This is a genomic window from Aquiflexum sp. TKW24L, assembly GCF_023502205.1.
Classification (GTDB): domain Bacteria; phylum Bacteroidota; class Bacteroidia; order Cytophagales; family Cyclobacteriaceae; genus Cognataquiflexum.
Window position 1 is genome coordinate 1 of the sequence record NZ_JAMFLG010000030.1, and the last position, 19206, is coordinate 19206.

The window sequence follows — 19206 nt, forward strand, 5'->3', positions numbered from 1 at the left end:
CCCAACGGGGCGAGAGATCAAAGGGATGGGTGCAGCCCATCCATCAAATGAATTGGGAATTCTGGTAAAGCCCTGAAAGGGCGGAATATTTTCAGGAATTCTAAGGAATTTTGTCCCTTCAGGGCTGCTTTGGTTTTTTCCCTTAAATTCAACGCATATTTGTCATATAATTCTGTCCTCCCTGCACTAACAAATATTGAAACTCATTTTGTCCAACTCCCAAATTCCATTCTTTATATGAATCTCAAACCCAATTCTATTTTATTCCTTTTTTCACTTCTCCTCTTTTCTTATTGTACCTCAAAGGATGAAACTCTCGCCGATAATCCACTCAACCAACTCCAATTGGAATTAGTGGATTCTCTGATAGTGGATGAACTGGTTCCGCTCAGGCTTCAGGATTATTCACCTGAGGCAGGATTGTATATGCTTTTTGATTCCAAGTCCAAAAACCCGTTTTTGGTCAATGAAAAGGGTGAAATCCTCAATAAGTTTGACCTGAAAGGGGAGGGACCAAACGGTACAGGAGGAAATGGTGCTTTTGGCTATAAGTTCCTTGATAAAGACAGGTTTGTGGCGCAGGGACTTTTTACAGGGTATTTTATTTATGACCTTCAGGGGAAGCAGATCCGAAAAGTCGCCAACAATGCCAAAGAATTATACCGAATTTCAATTTACAACACCAGGACTACTTTTCATCCTTATGTCGAAAATGGTCAGGACATGATGATAGGGGAGGAACAGAATTTTTTCTCAAATGAGGAGTCGGACTACAAAACTCTAGGAATGGATTATTATTCCAAAATCAGCAGCATCTACCGTTACAACCTTGGAACTGAAGAAAATGAAATCCTGGAATCTTTCCCCGAATCTTGGGAACCAAGACTGAATAAACGGTTTGTAGGACCGGACCTACCCTTCGTGGCGCTTCATGATTCCAAAAAGAAATATGCTTTGCTGCCTTTGGTCGGTAATCAGGTGTTTATTTATGAATTCCAAAATGGCAAGCCTGTCCTGACATCGGATATTCCACTTTCACATCCTTTAAGACCTGATGCGGCACCATTGTTTGATACGGAAGGGGAAAATCAGGATTCAGAATATCCCAAATTTGCCAATGTCCTATTTGCTGGCGATTACCTGATTGCTTCCTTTAGTACCAAAGTTCCGGTATCTGTTATGACCGAGTTGCGAGCCAAGTCAGAAGAATATTACAAACTGCCCGAGTTCAAAGAAGCATTGAAAAAATATGTGAAAAATTACCATATCGTAGTCAAAGACGGCAAGCAGATCGGGATCATAGATGAGCTACCGGTTCATGGAGGATTGGAATTTTTGGACGGAAAAGGAATCCTTTATGTCAATGACAATGCCAATCCGGAGGAAGAACGGGATTACAATATTTTCTACAAAGTGAAAATTAAGGAATAAAAAAACCGGCAGTTGCCTGTCGGTTTTAGGATATATATACAGTTGGTTTAGATTCTATTTTAACGAAACAAATCCTGTGCCATTGCCTTTTCAGTTGCCAATTGTGAAAATAAATCCGATTCCGGGTTGGATCACGGTAATGGGTGACCGCTGCGGCGCATAGACAAATTCGCCATCGCCCTGATCGGGAAGGTATTCGGTATCCTGTTTTCTGAGAAAATCCACCGGACCGCTGTCGTGATATAAAACCTTGAACTCAAAATGCCCCATTTCTCTGTTTTTGAATGGGATTTTAAATCCACCACCAAACCTGTAACCCAATACCCAATCACTGAAATCCATCCCTTCTTCGATTGGTTCTTCAAATTGCGATTCCCTGATTTTGTATCGGGTGTAGAAATAATTGGCGCCAACCTGGGCTTCCAAAAATGGGATGATCCGCTTTTCACTTTCGAAATTATACCTGAAGATCCCCATAAAAGTCATCAGGTTATTGTTTCTTCTCAGTCTCACTATGTTGTTAAACCCAGGGTAGAGATCATTTCTTTCTTCGAGTTCTGTCCCATACTTTCCATATCCAATTCCAAACCCCACCTCAATGGGTTTCATGGGGAATTTGTAATAGAAAGACATGGTATATTCAGGAAAAACCGAGCCATCCATTATTTCCCTCAAATCACCCACAGGTACACCAAGATTGGCCTGAAAACCTGTGGAAAAATATTGGGCTTGGGAAACAGATGCGGACAGGAGGAAGATGGCTAGACAGATTATCCGAGTCATTTGAGTGTTTTTGGAATAAATACAGAAAGAACCTAATGCAGTTTTAGAAATTTTATTTCAATCCAAGTCTTGGAATATCTCTTCCAAATCTAAACTGAATCCTTCAATACAAGCTGAACTTACAATATCTCCGGGTGAAAAAAGTCTGGAGGGAACGTACTTTTCTTCAGTCAGCGTATAGATCAATAGCGTCTGTTCATTTGGGTGGATCACCCAATATTCTTTTACGCCACTTTCTTCATAGACTTCATATTTGTACTTGAGTTCTTTCCGGTTGGAACCGGGAGAAAGAATTTCGATAATAAGGTCAGGAGCACCAATACAGCCTGCATCATCCAGTTTGCTGCGGTCGCAGACCACGCAGATATCTGGTTGCACGACGGTGTAGATGTCTTCGTTTCTTTTTGACTTGACAGGAATCCTGACATCAAAGGGAGCAACGAATATTTTGCAGGGCTTTTGATCCAAAAAATCAGCAAGTTTTCTGGCAACTTTTAAAGTTACTTCCTGATGAATCCTTCTTGGCGCTGCGGCGGCAAGTTTGAAAACCTTTCCTTTTATGATTTCCACCATTTCATCCAATTGCCAAGTCAGGTAATCCGCATAGGAATACTTACCGTACTCGGTGTAGGGTTCGCTGACTTTGTTTTCGGTTTCTTCGGTTTTCATAGTCTTAAAAGTCAATTTTAGTCAGTGAATACATCATCCAATTTTAAGATAAAACCTTCAATACAAACGGAAGGGACAATATCGCCGGGAGTATAAAAGCGGGAGGCAAGGTATTTGCCATTTGTCAAAGTATAGACCAATAATGTCTGTTCATTTGGGTGGATCACCCAATATTCTTTGACACCGCTTTCTTCATAGACATCATATTTGTACTTGAGTTCTTTCCGGTTGGAACCGGGAGAAAGAATTTCGATAATCAGATCCGGCGCGCCGATGCATCCTGCTTCATCCAGTTTACTCTGGTCACATACCACACAGATATCAGGCTGAACTACGGTAAAAATATCTTCGTTTTTCTTCGACTTAATTGGAAGCCTTACATCAAATGGTGCAGTATATACTTCACAGGATTTATTCTCGAGAAAATTGAAGATTTTATTAGAAATTATCAGTGAAACTTTTTGATGAATTCTCCTAGGGGCCGCTGCAGCAGACTTAAAAACCTTTCCTTTTATGATTTCCACCATTTCATCCATTTGCCAAGTCAGGTAATCCGCATAGGAATACTTACCATACTCGGTGAAAGGTTCGCTGACTTTGTTTTCGGTTTCTTCGGTTTTCATCATTCTAATTTAATGAAAAACTTGGTGAAATTGATTTTGATGAAAGCTGTATGAATAGTCGTTTTTTGGTTCGTCACTCTGATCCGCCTTGGCAGAGAAGAGTCTCCACATTTATTAAGTATGAGATTCTTCACCTCCGCAAGCTACGGTTCAGAATGACGCTAGAACAACCGTCATTCCTTTTCTGAACATTTGAAAACGTTTGAAACTCAGGATGACGCCATCGGAGCTGCGGGCATTTTTAATTCTGTCTCAATGTTTTGGCTAAAGCCGATTTTTACTCGGCATTTATTTGTGAATGGGCTAAAGCTACATTCCTATTCAACCTCAATATTCCAACTTGTCATTCCCCATTCTGAACATTCTTAAAATTGTTAAAAACTCAGGATGACGTCACGACAACACAACCTTGAAACTTTATAACATTAAAACCTTCCAATTTTGAAATTTTCCAATTTTCCAATTTTGAAATTTTCCAACCCCCTAGTACTCCATCAGCCTCCTCAATTTCTCCTTGAACCTCCCCACAGGAAGAAAATTCTTTTCCAGACTTGGCGCAAAAGGAACCGGTGTATCCAAGCTTCCTTCCCGCATCACAGGGGCATCAAGGGACTCAAAGCAGTTTTCCGAAATCCAGGCCACTATCTCCGAACCTATTCCGCCTGTGAGACAATCTTCCTGAAGAAAAATCACTTTCCCGGTTTTCTTGACCGTTTTTTCAACCGCCTCTTTGTCCCAAGGAAGTAAAGTCCGCAAATCCAAAATGTCTGCCGAAACACCCAATTCTTTTACCGCTGTTTTTGCCCAATGAACACCCATGCCGTAGGTGATGATACTGAGCGTCTCCCCTTCCTGTACCAAGTTGGCTTTGCCCACTTCGACGGTATAATAGTCATCAGGAATGGCTTCCGAAATGGAGCGGTAAAGCGCCTTATGCTCAAAGTACATGTATGGATTCGGGTCTTCAAAAGCCGCATTCAGCAATCCCTTGGCATCGTAAGGATTGGAAGGATAGACGATTTTCAATCCCGGAGTGTGGAAAAACCAAGCCTCGTTGGATTGGGAATGGAAAGGTCCTGCGGCGACTCCGGCACCGGTCGGCATGCGGATGACAACATCGGCATTTTGACCCCATCGGTAATGGATTTTAGCCAAGTTGTTTACGATTTGATTGAATCCCACAGACACAAAATCCGCAAATTGCATTTCCACCATTGACTTATAACCTTTGATGGATAATCCGAGAGCAGCTCCGATGATGGCGCTTTCGCAGAGCGGAGTGTTGCGTACTCGGTTGGCGCCGAATCTGTCTTTGAACCCATCCGTAATCTTAAATGCCCCACCATAAGTTCCGATGTCCTGACCCATTAGGATAAGGTTTGGATACTTTTCCATGGATTGGCGGAGTCCGTCGGCGATGGCATCCAAGAAGCGTTTTTCGGTTTTTTGATCTGATTTTGGAGCAATTACTTCCTGCTGAAATGGCGCATAGATATCTACCATTTCCTCTTTAATATCCGCAGTGACTGCTTCTTCGGCAAAGGCGATATCCAAACCTTCATTGATCGCAGCTTTGATTTTTTTGTTGATTTTATCTTTGGCTTCTGGGGTCAATACACCTGATTCTTCCAAAAACCTTTCGTAATTATCCACCGGGTCTTTTAACGCCCACGTTTCCATGAGTTCCTTGGGAACGTATTTCGTGCCCGAAGCTTCCTCATGTCCACGCATCCGGAAGGTGATGGCTTCTAACAAAATCGGTCTCGGGCTTTGCCTGATATCTTCTGCTAATTTTTTGACAGTATCATAGACTGCCAAAACATTGTTTCCATCCACCCGAACAGCCTCCATACCATATCCGGGGCCTTTTTCGGTAAAATATTTGAAAGCAAACTGCTCTTCACTTGGAGTGGAAAGTCCGTATCCGTTGTGCTCGACGACAAAGATTACGGGGAGTTTCCATACTGCGGCTACATTGAGTCCTTCGTGAAAATCCCCTTCCGAACTTGCCCCATCCCCGGTAAAAACCAAGGTGACTTTGTTTTCTTTTGAAAGTTTGTGTGCCAAACCGATGCCATCGGCAATCGCCATCTGTGGACCGAGGTGGGAAATCATCCCCACGATATGGTGTTCGTTGGTACCAAAGTGAAAGGAACGATCGCGCCCTTTGGTATAACCCGATTTTTTACCCTGAAACTGTGCAAAGAGCTTTTCCAAAGGAAGATTTCTACCGGTAAATATCCCAAGATTTCGATGCATCGGAAGGATATATTCGTCTTCGTGGAGGGCATTGACCGCGCCGATGGAGATGGCTTCCTGTCCCCAACCGCTAAACCATTTGGAGATTTTCCCTTGACGGAGGAGGATGAGCATCTTTTCTTCAATCCTTCTCGGTATCAAAAGGGATTCGTACAAATCCAATAAAGTTTTGTCAGAATACTCTTTTCTATCAAAAATCATTGCTTGCGCTTCGGTGCTTGGATTGGGCATAGGGTTTATAATTTGATGCCAAATTAGCTGAATTTAGCTTTCTCCCCAAGGTTTGGATAGAACTTATCTTGTACCAAAATGGGTTATGTTTACTTAAATCCAAATCTTTCATTCAATAAGCAAAGGAGGAAATATTTATGGTAGATATCCTGATCAAAAATATGGTTTGTCCGCGCTGTATCATGGCAGTTGAAAATGTCCTGAACAAACAAAATATTGGGTTTGAAAGGGTAGAACTTGGGAAAGTGAGGTTAAATACCCAAATGGATAAAGTTGCCTACGGGATCTTTGAAACCGAAATTGAAAAACTTGGGTTTGAAATCTTGAAGGACAGAGATGTGCAGCGCATCGAAAAGATCAAAAACCTGTTCACCCTGTTGTTTCAGAGAGATGAAATTCCTTCGGGCTTGAATATTTCCACCTATATCAATTCCCATATCCCGGAAGATTACAGCATGCTGAGTCACCTGTTTAGCAGCATGGAGGGAATTACGATTGAAAAATATTTCATCAGCCTCAAAATCGAAAAAGTAAAGGAATGGCTTTTTTATGAAGAACTTACCTTGAGCCAAATGGCGTATAAATTAGATTACAGTTCCGTTCAGCACCTTTCTTCCCAATTCAAAAAAATCACAGGCATGACGCCAAGTGAGTATAGGAGGTTGAGGAAGGATGGAGGTAAGGAAGTTGGGAAGTCGGGAAGTGGGAAGTTAGGAAGAGAGGTGACAAGTAAGAAGTGGGAGGTTAGGAAGTAGGGGAGTCGGGATGTAAGTTTGAGGAAATAAGTTGGTGTTTGGATCAAATTTTTTTTATTGTGGGTTTAAGCCGACACCTCCACTAGGACTCAACCTTAAAACCCTTTATTTTCCAATCTTCCAATTTTGTAATTTTCCAATCTTTCAATACTGTAAAAAAAAGCAAAGGCGTCGATTCACATCGACGCCTAAAAGTAATGCAAGGTTAATGAAAAAATTTTCGTTTGCTGTACGGGTTCAAAAGTAGATATAAACCTTTCCGCAAAAGGAAATTAACCGTTAAGGATACTTTAATTTAAACCCAAATAAATCCTCAAAAATTAATATTTAAATAATATAAGAGGTCCAGTTTGATGCCTTTCAAATCAAAATTGCCATTTATTATTTTTTTGAACACATAATCTTTTAACTTAATGACCTGCTAAAGAACACCTTTACATAAATATTCGGGACCTATGGTACTTTCTAAAATTTTAATATTTCTCCTTAGTTTGATTTTAAACAATGATTTTGATCAGGAAAAAAGAAAAACAACCGTCGCAATCAAGGGAGATCAATTTTACATTAATGGCAAGCCAACTTATCAGAATAGAGTTTGGAACGGCCAAAAGATTGAAGGATTATTGATGAATTCCAGGATGGTACAGGGGATATTTGATGACTTAAATCCTGAAACTGTATTTAATTGGGAATACCCGGATTCGGGAAAATGGGATCCTGAAAGAAACACAGATGAATTTATAGCCAATATGGAAGAATGGCGAAATCATGGATTGCTTTCTTTCACCATCAATTTGCAGGGTGGAAGCCCATTTGGATATTCCCAAAGTCAACCTTGGTATAATTCGGCTTTTACCGAAAAGGGTGAATTGAGGGGAGATTATATGGGGCGGTTAAAAAGAATCCTTGACAAAGCGGATGAACTAGGGATGGTTCCAATTGTAGGGTATTTTTATTTTGGTCAGGACCAAAGATTGCAGGACGAACAGGCTGTCATTGCGGCAGTGCAAAACGCGACAGATTGGTTGCATGATGGTGGATACAGGAATGTATTGATCGAAATAAACAATGAATGTGATGTTGATGCTTATGACCACGAAATTTTAAAGCCTGCAAGAGTTCATGAATTGATAACGTTGGCTAAGAATATAGAAAAAAAGGGGTACAGGTTTTATGTGAGTACGAGTTATGGAGGAGGAAGCATTCCCAAACCAAATGTGGTCAAAGTCTCTGATTTTATATTGCTACATGGCAATGGGGTAAGCAATCCGGATAGAATTGTTGAAATGGTTAATCTGACCAAAGAAGTAGAAGGATATCAAAAAATGCCGATACTTTTTAACGAAGACGATCATTTTGATTTTGACAAAGATAGCAATAATTTTAAAGCGGCTGTATCAGCCTATACATCATGGGGACTGTTTGATTACCGCATGAAAGATGAAGGCTTTGAGCAAGGATATCAGAGTGTACCTGTTGATTGGGGGACCAATTCAGAGCGGAAAAAGGGATTTTTTAAGTTATTGAAAGAGATTACGGGAAATTAGAAGCGAGAGCCGAGAGCCGAGAAGCGAGAGCAAGATTGAAATAAAGTGGAAATACGGTTGAAATAAATTGGAAATACGGTTGAAATAAATTGAAATAAAAAAGGTCAAACCTTAAAACTTTAAAATCCTCCAACCTTATAATTTTCCAATTTTACAATCTTCCAATCCTTCTCCCAACCTTGTAATTTTTCTTTCTTCCAATTTTCCCAATCGGATCAAGATCCTGCCCAAGGAGATCCGAAAATGCCAACAGCAAGTTCTGCCCAAATTAGGAAGAAAACGAAAAGAATGCCTCCGCAAACAAGAATCCTTGCTTGAAGACTTCTGAATTTTCGCAGGACTAATTCTATTGCCATTCCTGTGATGAGAAGCAGAATCCCCATCACGATAAAATCAAAGAGAGACCAATCCACCTCGTCCGTAAATTGCATGGCTACAAGCGGAATGAGTAATAAGCCGCCGATTACAGCTAGGATTAATTTTAACCTGATGTCTTTCATAAGTTTTAAAGGGTTATAGTGATATGATGAGTTTTATTTAAAAGTACTTTGAATTACAAAGTAATCTGAAATTCTTTTAATCGCCAAATATTCTAACAATAATTTTATACCTACCGCTCCTCTAATTTTCTGATCATTGAATTTTTCAATCTTCCAATTTTCCAATTTTTCAATCTTTCAATCCTTCTCCCAACCTTTCAACCTTCCAACCTTGTAACCTTTTAATTTTCTAATTTTCAATCTTCCAATTTTCCAATCTTTCAATCCTCCCTTTTTCCCCTACCTTTGCAGCCAAAGCAGGAAAAGCGTGAAAGCGAGAACATTAAAAAAAGACAAAGTCAATATCATCACCATGGGATGTTCCAAGAATCTGGTTGATTCCGAGGTGCTTTTGACGCAATTGAGGGGAAACGGAATCAATGCATTCCATGAATCCGAAAATCAGGACAATAACATCGTCATCATCAATACGTGTGGCTTTATCGACAATGCCAAGCAGGAATCCATTGATACGATTCTACAATACGTCGATGCCAAAGAAAAGGGATTGGTAGATAAAGTATATGTGACTGGTTGCCTTTCGCAACGATACAAAGACGACCTCGAAAAGGAGATTCCTCAGGTGGACGCCTATTTTGGCACGAGAGACCTTCCCGCTTTGCTCAAAAAATTCAAAGCAGATTATAAACATGAACTTGTAGGAGAGAGGTTGCTGACGCACAATGCGCATTACGCGTATATGAAAATCTCCGAAGGTTGCGACAGGCCTTGTTCATTTTGTGCCATTCCGCTGATGCGTGGAGGACACATTTCAAGACCTATCGAGGAATTGGTGAAGGAAGCCCAACACAAAGCCGCCAACGGAACCAAAGAACTTTTATTGATTGCCCAAGATTCGACCTATTACGGTTTGGATTTATACAAAAAGAGAAACCTGGCAGACCTGCTCAGGAACCTCTCTGATGTGGAAGGAATCGAATGGATCCGGCTGCATTATGCCTATCCAACTGGATTTCCGATGGATGTGATCGAAGTGTTGAAAGAGCGATCCAATATCTGTAACTATCTCGATATTCCCCTTCAGCACGGTTCTACCTCGGTCTTGAAGACCATGAGACGAGGCACAACCCGGGAAAAGCAGGAGGAATTGATCCACTCAATAAGAGACATCATCCCGGAAATTGCGATCAGGACGACTTTGATCGCAGGGCATCCGGGAGAGGGCGAACCTGAATTTCAGGAGATGGTAGACTTTGTAGAAAGGATGAAATTTGAGCGTTTGGGAGTATTTACGTATTCCCATGAGGAAAATACCCACGCCCATACCATGGAGGATATCATTCCCCAAGAAGTGAAGCAGGCAAGGGCAAACCACCTGATGGAGATTCAGGAGCAGATTTCATTTGACCTCAATCAGGCCAAAATCGGCAAGGAATATAAAGTATTGGTGGACAAAAAAGAAAACGGATACTTCGTCGGAAGAACGGAATTTGATTCTATCGAAGTGGACAATGAAGTTCTGATCGATGCTTCAACGCATTATTGCAGGGTGGGGGATTTTGTGAATGTTCGAGTCAGCGATGCCACTGAATTTGATTTGTATGGGGATGTGATTTGAAGCGACCGTTATTCTGCTTCTCCAGAAGCAGAATTCTCTAGTTCGTTATGCTGCTTCTCCAGAAGCAGTACTCCAATCTATTGATGATTTAGGTCCAGCTTCAGGAGAAGCAGGACAGCTGGTCCTATTAAACTCGTTCTGCTGCTTTTCCAAAAGCAGTATTTATTTTTTACATTGGGTTTGAGTCTAGCTTCCGGAGAAACAGGATAGCTCGGAAATGTTAATCTGCTTCTCCAGAAGCAGTAGTATTCCATATTTATGTTGAATTTCAGTCCAGCTTCTGGAGAAGCAGGACAGCATGGTCACGTTATGAAGCCGTTTCAAGTTTCTGATCAACATTCAGTATATTTTTTAACCCTCACTATTGAAGGATGGCTAGATATTTTTACCCGAAAGGAATATAAACTTGAAGTGGTCGATAGCTTGAACTTTTGTGTAGAGAGAAAAGGATTAGAGATTTTTGCTTGGTGTTTGATGTCAAACCATCTCCATTTGCTTTGTAGATCGAAAGAGGCATTGAAGTTATCAGAAACCATTCATGACTTTAAAAAATTTACAGCAAAAAAGATCCTAGAAAGTCTTGAAAAAGAATCCATTGAATCTAGATCTCAGTGGATATTGGATTTTTTGAGAAAAAGGGGAGAATCTCAAAACCGCATAACTAATTATAAATTCTGGAAGGACGGACTTCATGCGATTTCTGTGGAGTCAAGTTGGTTTTTTGAACAGAAGTTACATTACATTCACAACAATCCCGTGGAGGATTTAATTGTTGAAGAGTCCACGGAATACCTATTCAGTTCAGCACGTGATTATTCTGGTAGAAAAGGTTTGGTAAAGGTTGAATTGTATTAGTAATTTCTTTAAATCTAGTTCTGCTGCTTCTCCGGAAGCAGCAAAGTGTTTTATTTCCTGCTTCCGGAGAAGCAGGACAGATCGGAAATGTTAATCTGCTTCTCCAGAAGCAAAATTCTCTTCTGTTATGATGCTTCTCCAGAAGCAGTACTCCAATCTATTGTTGATTTAGGTCCAGCTTCCTGAGAAGAAGGACAGCTCGGACATGTTAATCTGCTTTTCTGAAAGCAGCATTCCCTCTTCCTGTTTGGTTTAAGTCCAGCTTCAGGAGAAGCAGGACAGCACTTAATCGTATAATCCGGCTTCTGGAGAAGCAGGACAGCTGGATCACGTTAATCTGCTTCCCCAGAAGCAGTATTCCATATTTATGTTGAATTTCAGTCCAGCTTCAGGAGAAGCAGGACAGCTGGGACATGTTAATCTGCTTTTCTGAAAGCAGCATTCCCTCTTCCTGTTTGGTTTAAGTCCGGCTTCTGGAGAAGCAGGATAACTTGGGCCTCTGGTCAGTTAAGGAATTAACGAAACAATAATCCCAAAATCCTCATCAAATTTAAATTCTGTAGTAAATTGGTCAAAAATAGAACTCAATGAAAACCATCCTTACCACACTCTTTTTTTCCTTTTTGATTATGTCTGCTTCCGCCCAATTTACCTATGACCTCCAAGGCCATCGCGGTGCTAGGGGATTGATGCCTGAGAATACGATTCCTGGCATGATCAAAGCCTTGGATCTTGGCGCCACCACTTTGGAATTGGACTTAGCTGTTACAAAAGACGGGATTGTCATTGTTTCCCACGAACCTTATATGAATCCTGTGATTTGCCTGACGCCCGAGGGAAAAGAGATTGCTTCAGGAGATAAGTCTCATAATATTTATCAAATGGACTTTGCAGAGGTGGTGAAATACGACTGTGGTTCCAAATACCATTCGGGTTTCCCAAAGCAGGTGAAGTTTCCTATCAGCAAACCCAAGCTTGCAGACTTGATTGATGTTGTCGAAAAATATGTGACCGATATGGGCTTACCCAAGCCTAATTATAACATCGAGATCAAAAGCAGCCCGGATGGTGATGGGAGTTATCATCCTACGCCCAAGGAATTTTCAGATTTGGTATATAAAGTAATAGGCGCAAAACTCGATTGGAGCCGGGTTACTATTCAATCATTTGACTTCAGGGTTTTGCAATACGTGCATCAGGCTTATCCGAAGGTGACTTTGGCCATGTTGGTGGAGACGGCGGCCAAACCTACCGAACAGCTTGCTGAATTGGGATTTCAACCACAGATATATTCCCCTTTCTTTATTGCTTTGACCAAGGAGACGGTCGACCAACTCCATCAAAAGGGAATGAAAATCATTCCTTGGACAGTGAATACTACCGAGCAGATGGAGCGGTTATTAGAAATGGGAGTGGATGGAATTATCACCGATTATCCCAATCTTGCCCCGAAGCGGTAATTTTCAAATTATATTCCAATGTCCTTCCGGTAAATCTTTTCCAAAGTTGGAACGAAACCCAGAAAATTTACCAACCTCAATTCCAAACTTTGGAAAAGTTCATAGAATCTTCACTAACTGACCGAGATTAAATTTCCTTCTCTCCTTTTTTTCTGTTGTCTTACTCCCGACATATGTTGTTTGTAACAGGGTGTAAATTTGACTTTGCTCCCATTTAATTTCCTTTAAATGAGGAATGCCTAAGCTAAAATCATTTCTATTCCGTATGTCTTTAAGATTAGATAATTTGTAACCTGATTCAGATAAAATGAAAATACTCTTTATTATCGGTCTTTTTCTCTTCGGCCTTTCCTGTGGTTCCTCCGAACTTGGTCAGGCCAATTCCACACCACCTTCCCATCAGGTATTTGATGAGTTGCTGAAAAAGCACGTCAGCAAAGACGGGATTGTCAATTACAAGGGATTTATCCAAGACAAAGCCAAGCTTGACAAATACCTCGATCTCCTGAGCAACAATGCACCGGACCGGGCAAAATGGTCAAAAGAAGAGCAATTGGCCTATTGGATCAACGCTTACAATGCCTTTACGGTAAAGCTTATCGTCGACAATTATCCTGTCAAAAGTATTCAGGACCTACATCCCAAAGTCAAAATCCCTTTGATCAATACCGTTTGGCATATCAAATTTTTCAAAATAGGAGGGAAGGAAGCTTCTCTCGACGAGATCGAACACAAGATTTTGAGGAAGGAATTCGAAGAGCCAAGAATCCATTTTGCGGTCAACTGTGCTTCTTTCTCTTGTTCTCCTTTGTTGAACGAGGCATTTGTTCCCGAAAAAATTGACCAACAGCTCGACAAGGTGGCAAGGACATTTGTCAATGATACCAAAAGGAATAAAATCACCCCCGATAAGATTGAGATTTCATCAATTTTTTCTTGGTTCAAAGGTGACTTTACAAAAAATGGAAGCTTAATTGATTACCTTAACCAATATTCCACCATCAAAATCAAACCAAACGCCAAGGTCTCACACCTTGACTACGATTGGTCCCTCAATGAGTAAAGCAAACAGAAATATTGTCATCATCGGAAACGGAATCTCCGGAGTGACCTGTGCCAGGCATATCCGTAAAAAAGATGAATCCGCCCATATCACGATCATTTCAGGGGAAACAGATCATTTTTTTTCCCGAACGGCGCTCATGTACATCTACATGGGTCACATGAAATATGAGCATACAAAACCTTACGAAGATTGGTTTTGGAAAAAAAACAGGATTAACCTGAAAAGGGCATGGGTAGAAAAAATTGATTTTGAGGAGAAGTCACTCATTTTTTCCAATGGTGAATCCATGGCCTACGATGTTTTGGTATTGGCCACAGGCTCCAAGCCAAATAAATTCGGTTGGCCGGGTCAAGACCTGAAAGGCGTACAGGGCATGTATTCGTTTCAGGATTTGGAACTTATGCAAGCCAATACCCAAAATATTAGCAGGGCGGTCATTGTGGGTGGAGGATTGATTGGGATTGAGATGGCAGAAATGCTAAACAGTAGGAAAATTCCGGTTACTTTCTTGGTGAGGGAAAACAACTTTTGGGACAATATTCTCCCCTTGGAAGAATCTAAAATGATCAACCGCCATATTTTGGAACATCATATTGACCTGAGATTGGGTACAGAATTGGGAGAAATTATTGGAGATGAATCAGGAATGGTGAAGGCCATCACCACCAAATCAGGAGAAACCATTGCATGTCAGTTTGTAGGATTGACCGTAGGTGTCAGTCCAAATATCGAATTTCTTTACGCGCAACCCTCCAAGGGTTCAAAACCCTTGGAGGGTTTTCTTAAAGAGAAAGTCTTGCAAACCAACAAAGGCATTGTGGTAGACAGGTTTTTCAAAACAAATATTCCCGACGTCTATGCTATCGGCGACTGTGCAGAATTCCAAGAAGCACCGGCCTCAGACCGGAAAAACATCGAACAGGTTTGGTACACAGGCCGAATGCACGGGGAGACGCTCGCCTACAACCTGACTTCAGACAACCCTGTTCCCTATCAACCTGGTGTTTGGTTCAATTCTGCCAAATTCTTTGATATTGAATACCAAACTTATGGTTTTGTACCTGCTAATTGGTCGGAGGAATATGAAAGTTTGTATTGGGAAGATGCCGGAGGGAAAATTGCGATCCGGTTTTTGTATGGCAAATCGGACATGAAAATCAAAGGAGTGAATGCTTTTCGCTGGAGATTGCGGCATGATTATTTTGACAAGGCCATCTCAGAAGGTTGGATGTTTGAAAAAGTATTGACCCACCTGAACATAGCGAGCTTCAATCCGGAGTTTTTCAAATCCCATTACAAGGCCGTTTTGGACCACTACAACAAGCAAAAGGGAAAATCCCTAAAGGTGCACAAAGAGTCTTTTTTCAAGAAACTAATCGGTTCAAGAGCATGAAAACTATTCAAAAAATAGGACTTGTAATTTTTGTCTTTGGACTGACCTTGTTCTCCTTGCTTCCTTTTTTTGGCACTTATCAGTTGGAAAAAGGAACGGTCGAGGCCAACGTCAAAGAAATCCATACAGGCAAAATGGTGGAAGTGCTTTCTCCCATGTTTGGAAAAACCTATTCTTCAAATTTTGCTTTTATCAGCGATTTCAAAAGTTATTTCAATACATACAATGACGGTTTGAAAGCAAATCAGGAATGGGACAAGGTAATTTGGGACAATTATGCTTTTGCCTTGACCAAAGCCTCCTCAACAGGCCCCGTTGCAGAAAATCCCTTTTTATTTTTGGGGATTACCGTTCTGATAGGAGTTTTTGGGGCATTGCTTTACATTCTTCCCCTTTACCGTGGCCAAACGGAGGGGATCAAAAATGACGGGATTTTCTTTTCCTCGATGAAGTCAAGGGGGCTTTTGGGAATGATTACAGGCGCTTGGCTGATCCTTTTTTATATCGTGCTTTATTGGTTTCCGGAATACATCACCAATCTCGTCCTGATGGTCGACCCGATCAGCATGGCGGTTTCCGGCAATCCTGCAAGTCAATGGTTTTTATATGGTTTCATCTACACCTTGGCCATCATCGTGATGGGCATCAGAATGTTTAGAAAATATCGGGGCAATGCTTATCAGACAATCAGGACGACCTCTGTCATGTTTTCCCAATTGGCATTTGCATTTTTGCTTCCTGAAATTTTGGTGTTGATGAATATGCCTTGGCATGATTTTAAAAACATTTGGCCTTTGGACTATACTTTTTTTTACGAATACAGAGTAGAAGGGATGGTCAGTTCCGGAGCTTTGGGAATGTTCATGTTGGTCTGGGGAATTATCCTAATAGTGATTGGGGTTCCCTTATTCACTTATTTTTATGGCAAAAGGTGGTATTGCTCTTGGGTTTGTGGCTGTGGAGGATTGGCAGAAACTTTGGGAGACCCTTACCGTCAGCTTTCTGACAAATCAGTCAAGGCTTGGAAAATCGAACGTTATCTCGTTCACGGTGTTTTGGTTTTCGCGATATTGATGACAGGATTTACCATTGCAAATTATTTTTCAGGATTCGAGCTTTTGGGACAGGCAACCGATCAGCTGCACAGCATTTACGGTTTCGCAATTGGTTCGGCATTTGCAGGAGTCATAGGAACAGGATTTTACCCCTTGATGGGTAACAGGGTTTGGTGTAGATTTGGGTGCCCGTTGGCAGCATACCTTGGGATTGTTCAGCGCTTCAAATCAAGGTTCCGCATCACGACCAACGGCGGACAGTGCATTTCCTGTGGCAATTGCTCCACATATTGTGAAATGGGCATTGACGTCAGATGGTATGCGCAAAGGGGCCAAAATATTGTACGTTCTTCCTGCGTCGGCTGTGGCGTTTGTTCGGCAGTCTGTCCAAGGGGAGTATTAAAACTAGAAAATGGCGATGAGGATGGAAGAATCAACGAAATGCCCATCATCATCGGCAACAAATCCATCACTGTAAAAGCTTAATGATCTTCATTTATTTCTTTTTGGGAATATACATTCTGGCAATGCTGTTTATCCTTTTTTACAGTTTTGCCCAGGCTCATTTGCTGTATCATTTTTTTAGATTCAAAAAGAATCCAAATTTTTCCTTGGAACCCGCAGCCACGGATTTACCCAAAGTGACCGTGCAGCTTCCTGTCTACAATGAAATGTATGTTGTAGAAAGATTGATCGATGCTGTCTCCAAATTTCGTTATCCAAAAGATAAACTTGAGATCCAGATATTAGACGACAGTACCGACGAAACTTCCCAGATCATAAAACGCAAGTTGAAAGAATATCCTGAGGTAAATTTCAAATATGTCCATCGCATAGACAGAAAAGGCTTTAAAGCAGGTGCTTTGAGAGAGGCAATGGAAGTGGCTGAAGGAGAATTTATAGCGATTTTTGATGCCGATTTTGTCCCGGATCCTGATTTTGTGATGAAGACTATCGGGCATTTTCAGGATGACAAAGTGGGAATGGTACAGACGAGATGGACGCACCTAAATGAGGAATATTCTCTATTGACCCGCTTGCAGGCATTTGCTTTGGATGCCCACTTTATGGTGGAGCAGATGGGGAGAAATGGGCAGCATGCATTTATTAATTTCAATGGTACAGGAGGGATATGGAGGAAAAGCTGTATCCTCGATGCCGGCAATTGGCATGATGATACACTTACTGAGGATCTTGACCTGAGCTACCGTGCGCAACAAAAAGGTTGGGAATTTATCTATCGCCCAGATATCAAATCCCCCGCAGAACTTCCTCCCGTGATGTCTGCGATCAAATCCCAACAATTCAGATGGACAAAAGGTGGCGCCGAATGTGCGGTAAAGCATCTTGGGGATGTGCTTTCCAAAAAGCTGCCACTAAAAACCAAACTACATGCCACTGCTCATTTGCTCAATGCGGTGATTTTCATCGCCGTATTATTGGTAAGTCTTAGCAGCATTCCGATTTGGTGGGCTTTCCATCAGGGACATATTCCGGAAAGTTATTTCCAGGGAGCTGCGGTATTTTTTGTGGGATTTGTGATCATTGCTTTGGTCTACTTCTTTGCCAATTTGAGTTTAGTGGACTATTCTTGGAAAGGAATCGGGCGATTTTTATGGGAGTTGCCACTGTTTCTAGCGGTATCCATGGGACTTGCCTTGCACAATGCACAGGCAGTTTGGGAAGGCTTGACAGGAAAACGGTCTCCTTTCATCCGTACTCCAAAATACAACCTAGAGAAAAGCCAAAAATCTTGGACCAAGAACATTTACAATCAGATCAAAATTCCTTTTACTACCTATGTTGAAGGGCTATTAGCTTTTATTTTCTTTACAATGGTAATATTATCGATTCACTTCCAAACTTATGAAATGTTGGTTTTTCACCTGATGCTGACTTTTGGATATTCCGTGGTTTTCTTTGAGTCATTGAAAAGTTATAGGCTAAAATAACCAAGAATTTTAAAAGCCATTCAGAAGTTCTATTTCAATTTCACCCAAAAAAACAATGTCTTCCAATTTGGCCAAACAGCATATTCAACATCCGATTATTGACGTGTTGATTCCGGCCTATAATGAAGAAGGTTCGATCGGAAAAGTAATCCAGGACATTCCCAAGTCTGTAAGGCATGTCATCGTTGTCAACAATAACTCCAAGGACAACACCCGCCAAGTGGCCGAAAAAGCAGGAGCGATAGTATTGGACGAACCAAAAATGGGCTATGGAAAAGCTTGTTTGACAGGGATGTCCTATTTGGCGAAATTGGAAGTGGAGCCTGACATCCTTGTTTTTTTGGATGGGGATTACAGTGATTATCCCGAACAGCTGCTTGCTGTCATTGATCCTATTTTAAAGCACGATTACGATATGGTCATTGGTTCCCGGGCTCGGGGAATTAGAGAAAGTGGCTCTATGACCTTGCCACAGGTATTCGGTAATTGGTTGGCCACTAGTTTGATGAGCGTATTTTACAAAACAGACTACACCGATTTGGGACCATTCCGAGCTATCAAATGGGACAAGTTGAAAGCCTTGGGGATGGTGGACCAGAACTATGGTTGGACAATCGAGATGCAGATCAAAGCCGCCAAAGCAGGATTGAAAACGACCGAAGTCCCGGTAGATTACCGAAAAAGAATCGGAGTTTCCAAGGTAAGTGGAACCATCAAAGGTGTAATTGGAGCGGGGTATAAGATATTGTGGACGATATGGAGGTATAAATAGGACGAAGAAAATTGAGAAAATTAGTCATAATTAGAATCGAGTCTCATTTATTCATTCAACCATAATTTGGGATACTAGGAGTTAGGTAAATATTAGATTTAAATTATTGAGACTAATTTGAAGTCCTCAAATGCATGAGGAAAAACAATAGAGATTCCGGCGGATTACCAAAAACGATTTGGGTTTTCCAAAGGCATTAATAGGGGCAGGAAACAGGATTTTGTAGATGATGTGGTG

The 19206-nt window shown here is 41.2% G+C and carries 16 protein-coding genes; 11 read left to right on the forward strand and 5 right to left on the reverse strand.

All coding sequences use genetic code 11. The features are described from left to right. Positions 1-237 precede the first annotated feature (237 nt). Positions 238-1431, forward strand: a complete 1194-nt coding sequence (locus M3O96_RS16775; RefSeq protein WP_249722464.1) for a hypothetical protein — start codon at positions 238-240, stop codon at positions 1429-1431. 90 nt (positions 1432-1521) lie between these two features. Here the strand turns inward: M3O96_RS16775 and M3O96_RS16780 are convergent, their stop codons facing one another. From M3O96_RS16780 to M3O96_RS16795, 4 genes are all read right to left on the reverse strand, one after another. Further along, on the reverse strand, positions 1522-2214 hold the full coding sequence (locus M3O96_RS16780; protein ID WP_249722466.1) for a hypothetical protein: 693 nt from the start codon (positions 2212-2214) through the stop codon (positions 1522-1524). A 57-nt stretch (positions 2215-2271) separates the two neighbouring features. Beyond that, positions 2272-2883 (reverse strand): Uma2 family endonuclease, encoded by a 612-nt coding sequence (locus M3O96_RS16785; protein ID WP_249722468.1) that lies wholly within the window; start codon positions 2881-2883, stop codon positions 2272-2274. 17 nt (positions 2884-2900) lie between these two features. Beyond that, positions 2901-3506, reverse strand: coding sequence for a Uma2 family endonuclease (locus M3O96_RS16790; protein WP_249722509.1), 606 nt, complete (start codon positions 3504-3506; stop codon positions 2901-2903). A gap of 483 nt (positions 3507-3989) precedes the next feature. Further along, a complete protein-coding gene (locus M3O96_RS16795; protein WP_249722469.1) occupies positions 3990-5996 on the reverse strand; it encodes an alpha-ketoacid dehydrogenase subunit alpha/beta in 2007 nt (668 codons plus the stop codon). Between the two features lie 137 nt (positions 5997-6133). Here M3O96_RS16795 and M3O96_RS16800 point away from each other — a divergent pair, with 137 nt between their 5' ends. Continuing rightward, entirely contained in the window at positions 6134-6751 is a 618-nt protein-coding gene (locus M3O96_RS16800; RefSeq protein WP_249722471.1) for a helix-turn-helix domain-containing protein, read from the forward strand. 455 nt (positions 6752-7206) lie between these two features. Further along, complete coding sequence (locus M3O96_RS16805) at positions 7207-8298, forward strand: hypothetical protein (protein ID WP_249722473.1); 1092 nt, start codon at positions 7207-7209, stop codon at positions 8296-8298. A gap of 215 nt (positions 8299-8513) precedes the next feature. On the opposite strand, the gene M3O96_RS16810 is transcribed toward M3O96_RS16805, so the two are convergent. Beyond that, positions 8514-8798, reverse strand: coding sequence for a hypothetical protein (locus tag M3O96_RS16810; RefSeq protein WP_249722475.1), 285 nt, complete (start codon positions 8796-8798; stop codon positions 8514-8516). A 307-nt stretch (positions 8799-9105) separates the two neighbouring features. On the opposite strand from M3O96_RS16810, the gene rimO reads away from it, so the two are divergent. The 8 genes from rimO to M3O96_RS16850 all read left to right on the forward strand — a co-directional run bounded on the left by rimO (position 9106) and on the right by M3O96_RS16850 (position 18969). Continuing rightward, positions 9106-10416: a 30S ribosomal protein S12 methylthiotransferase RimO gene (rimO, locus tag M3O96_RS16815; protein WP_249722476.1), complete on the forward strand. Its 1311-nt coding sequence runs from the start codon at positions 9106-9108 to the stop codon at positions 10414-10416. A gap of 258 nt (positions 10417-10674) precedes the next feature. Beyond that, positions 10675-11271 (forward strand): REP-associated tyrosine transposase, encoded by a 597-nt coding sequence (locus M3O96_RS16820; protein WP_249722477.1) that lies wholly within the window; start codon positions 10675-10677, stop codon positions 11269-11271. 587 nt (positions 11272-11858) lie between these two features. After that, positions 11859-12731, forward strand: coding sequence for a glycerophosphodiester phosphodiesterase (locus tag M3O96_RS16825; RefSeq protein ID WP_249722478.1), 873 nt, complete (start codon positions 11859-11861; stop codon positions 12729-12731). Positions 12732-13038: 307 nt separating this feature from the next. Next, on the forward strand, positions 13039-13794 hold the full coding sequence (locus tag M3O96_RS16830; protein WP_249722479.1) for a DUF547 domain-containing protein: 756 nt from the start codon (positions 13039-13041) through the stop codon (positions 13792-13794). Further along, positions 13787-15190, forward strand: coding sequence for an NAD(P)/FAD-dependent oxidoreductase (locus M3O96_RS16835; RefSeq protein WP_249722480.1), 1404 nt, complete (start codon positions 13787-13789; stop codon positions 15188-15190). The genes M3O96_RS16830 and M3O96_RS16835 overlap by 8 nt, the downstream gene beginning before the upstream one ends. After that, positions 15187-16731, forward strand: a complete 1545-nt coding sequence (locus M3O96_RS16840) for a 4Fe-4S binding protein (RefSeq protein WP_249722481.1) — start codon at positions 15187-15189, stop codon at positions 16729-16731. Before M3O96_RS16835 ends, M3O96_RS16840 begins: the two co-directional genes overlap by 4 nt. Further along, entirely contained in the window at positions 16731-18197 is a 1467-nt protein-coding gene (locus M3O96_RS16845) for a cellulose synthase family protein (protein ID WP_249722482.1), read from the forward strand. The genes M3O96_RS16840 and M3O96_RS16845 overlap by 1 nt, the downstream gene beginning before the upstream one ends. Before the next feature lie 55 nt (positions 18198-18252). Next, complete coding sequence (locus tag M3O96_RS16850) at positions 18253-18969, forward strand: glycosyltransferase family 2 protein (RefSeq protein WP_249722484.1); 717 nt, start codon at positions 18253-18255, stop codon at positions 18967-18969. Positions 18970-19206 lie beyond the last annotated feature (237 nt).

Coding starts and splice junctions, on each gene's coding strand:
- M3O96_RS16775 (WP_249722464.1), top strand. CDS start 238: ATGAATCTCAAACCCAATTCTATTTTATTCCTTTTTTCACTTCTCCTC.
- M3O96_RS16780 (WP_249722466.1), bottom strand. CDS start 2,214: ATGACTCGGATAATCTGTCTAGCCATCTTCCTCCTGTCCGCATCTGTT.
- M3O96_RS16785 (WP_249722468.1), bottom strand. CDS start 2,883: ATGAAAACCGAAGAAACCGAAAACAAAGTCAGCGAACCCTACACCGAG.
- M3O96_RS16790 (WP_249722509.1), bottom strand. CDS start 3,506: ATGAAAACCGAAGAAACCGAAAACAAAGTCAGCGAACCTTTCACCGAG.
- M3O96_RS16795 (WP_249722469.1), bottom strand. CDS start 5,996: ATGCCCAATCCAAGCACCGAAGCGCAAGCAATGATTTTTGATAGAAAA.
- M3O96_RS16800 (WP_249722471.1), top strand. CDS start 6,134: ATGGTAGATATCCTGATCAAAAATATGGTTTGTCCGCGCTGTATCATG.
- M3O96_RS16805 (WP_249722473.1), top strand. CDS start 7,207: ATGGTACTTTCTAAAATTTTAATATTTCTCCTTAGTTTGATTTTAAAC.
- M3O96_RS16810 (WP_249722475.1), bottom strand. CDS start 8,798: ATGAAAGACATCAGGTTAAAATTAATCCTAGCTGTAATCGGCGGCTTA.
- M3O96_RS16820 (WP_249722477.1), top strand. CDS start 10,675: ATGTTGAATTTCAGTCCAGCTTCTGGAGAAGCAGGACAGCATGGTCAC.
- M3O96_RS16825 (WP_249722478.1), top strand. CDS start 11,859: ATGAAAACCATCCTTACCACACTCTTTTTTTCCTTTTTGATTATGTCT.
- M3O96_RS16830 (WP_249722479.1), top strand. CDS start 13,039: ATGAAAATACTCTTTATTATCGGTCTTTTTCTCTTCGGCCTTTCCTGT.
- M3O96_RS16835 (WP_249722480.1), top strand. CDS start 13,787: ATGAGTAAAGCAAACAGAAATATTGTCATCATCGGAAACGGAATCTCC.
- M3O96_RS16840 (WP_249722481.1), top strand. CDS start 15,187: ATGAAAACTATTCAAAAAATAGGACTTGTAATTTTTGTCTTTGGACTG.
- M3O96_RS16845 (WP_249722482.1), top strand. CDS start 16,731: ATGATCTTCATTTATTTCTTTTTGGGAATATACATTCTGGCAATGCTG.
- M3O96_RS16850 (WP_249722484.1), top strand. CDS start 18,253: ATGTCTTCCAATTTGGCCAAACAGCATATTCAACATCCGATTATTGAC.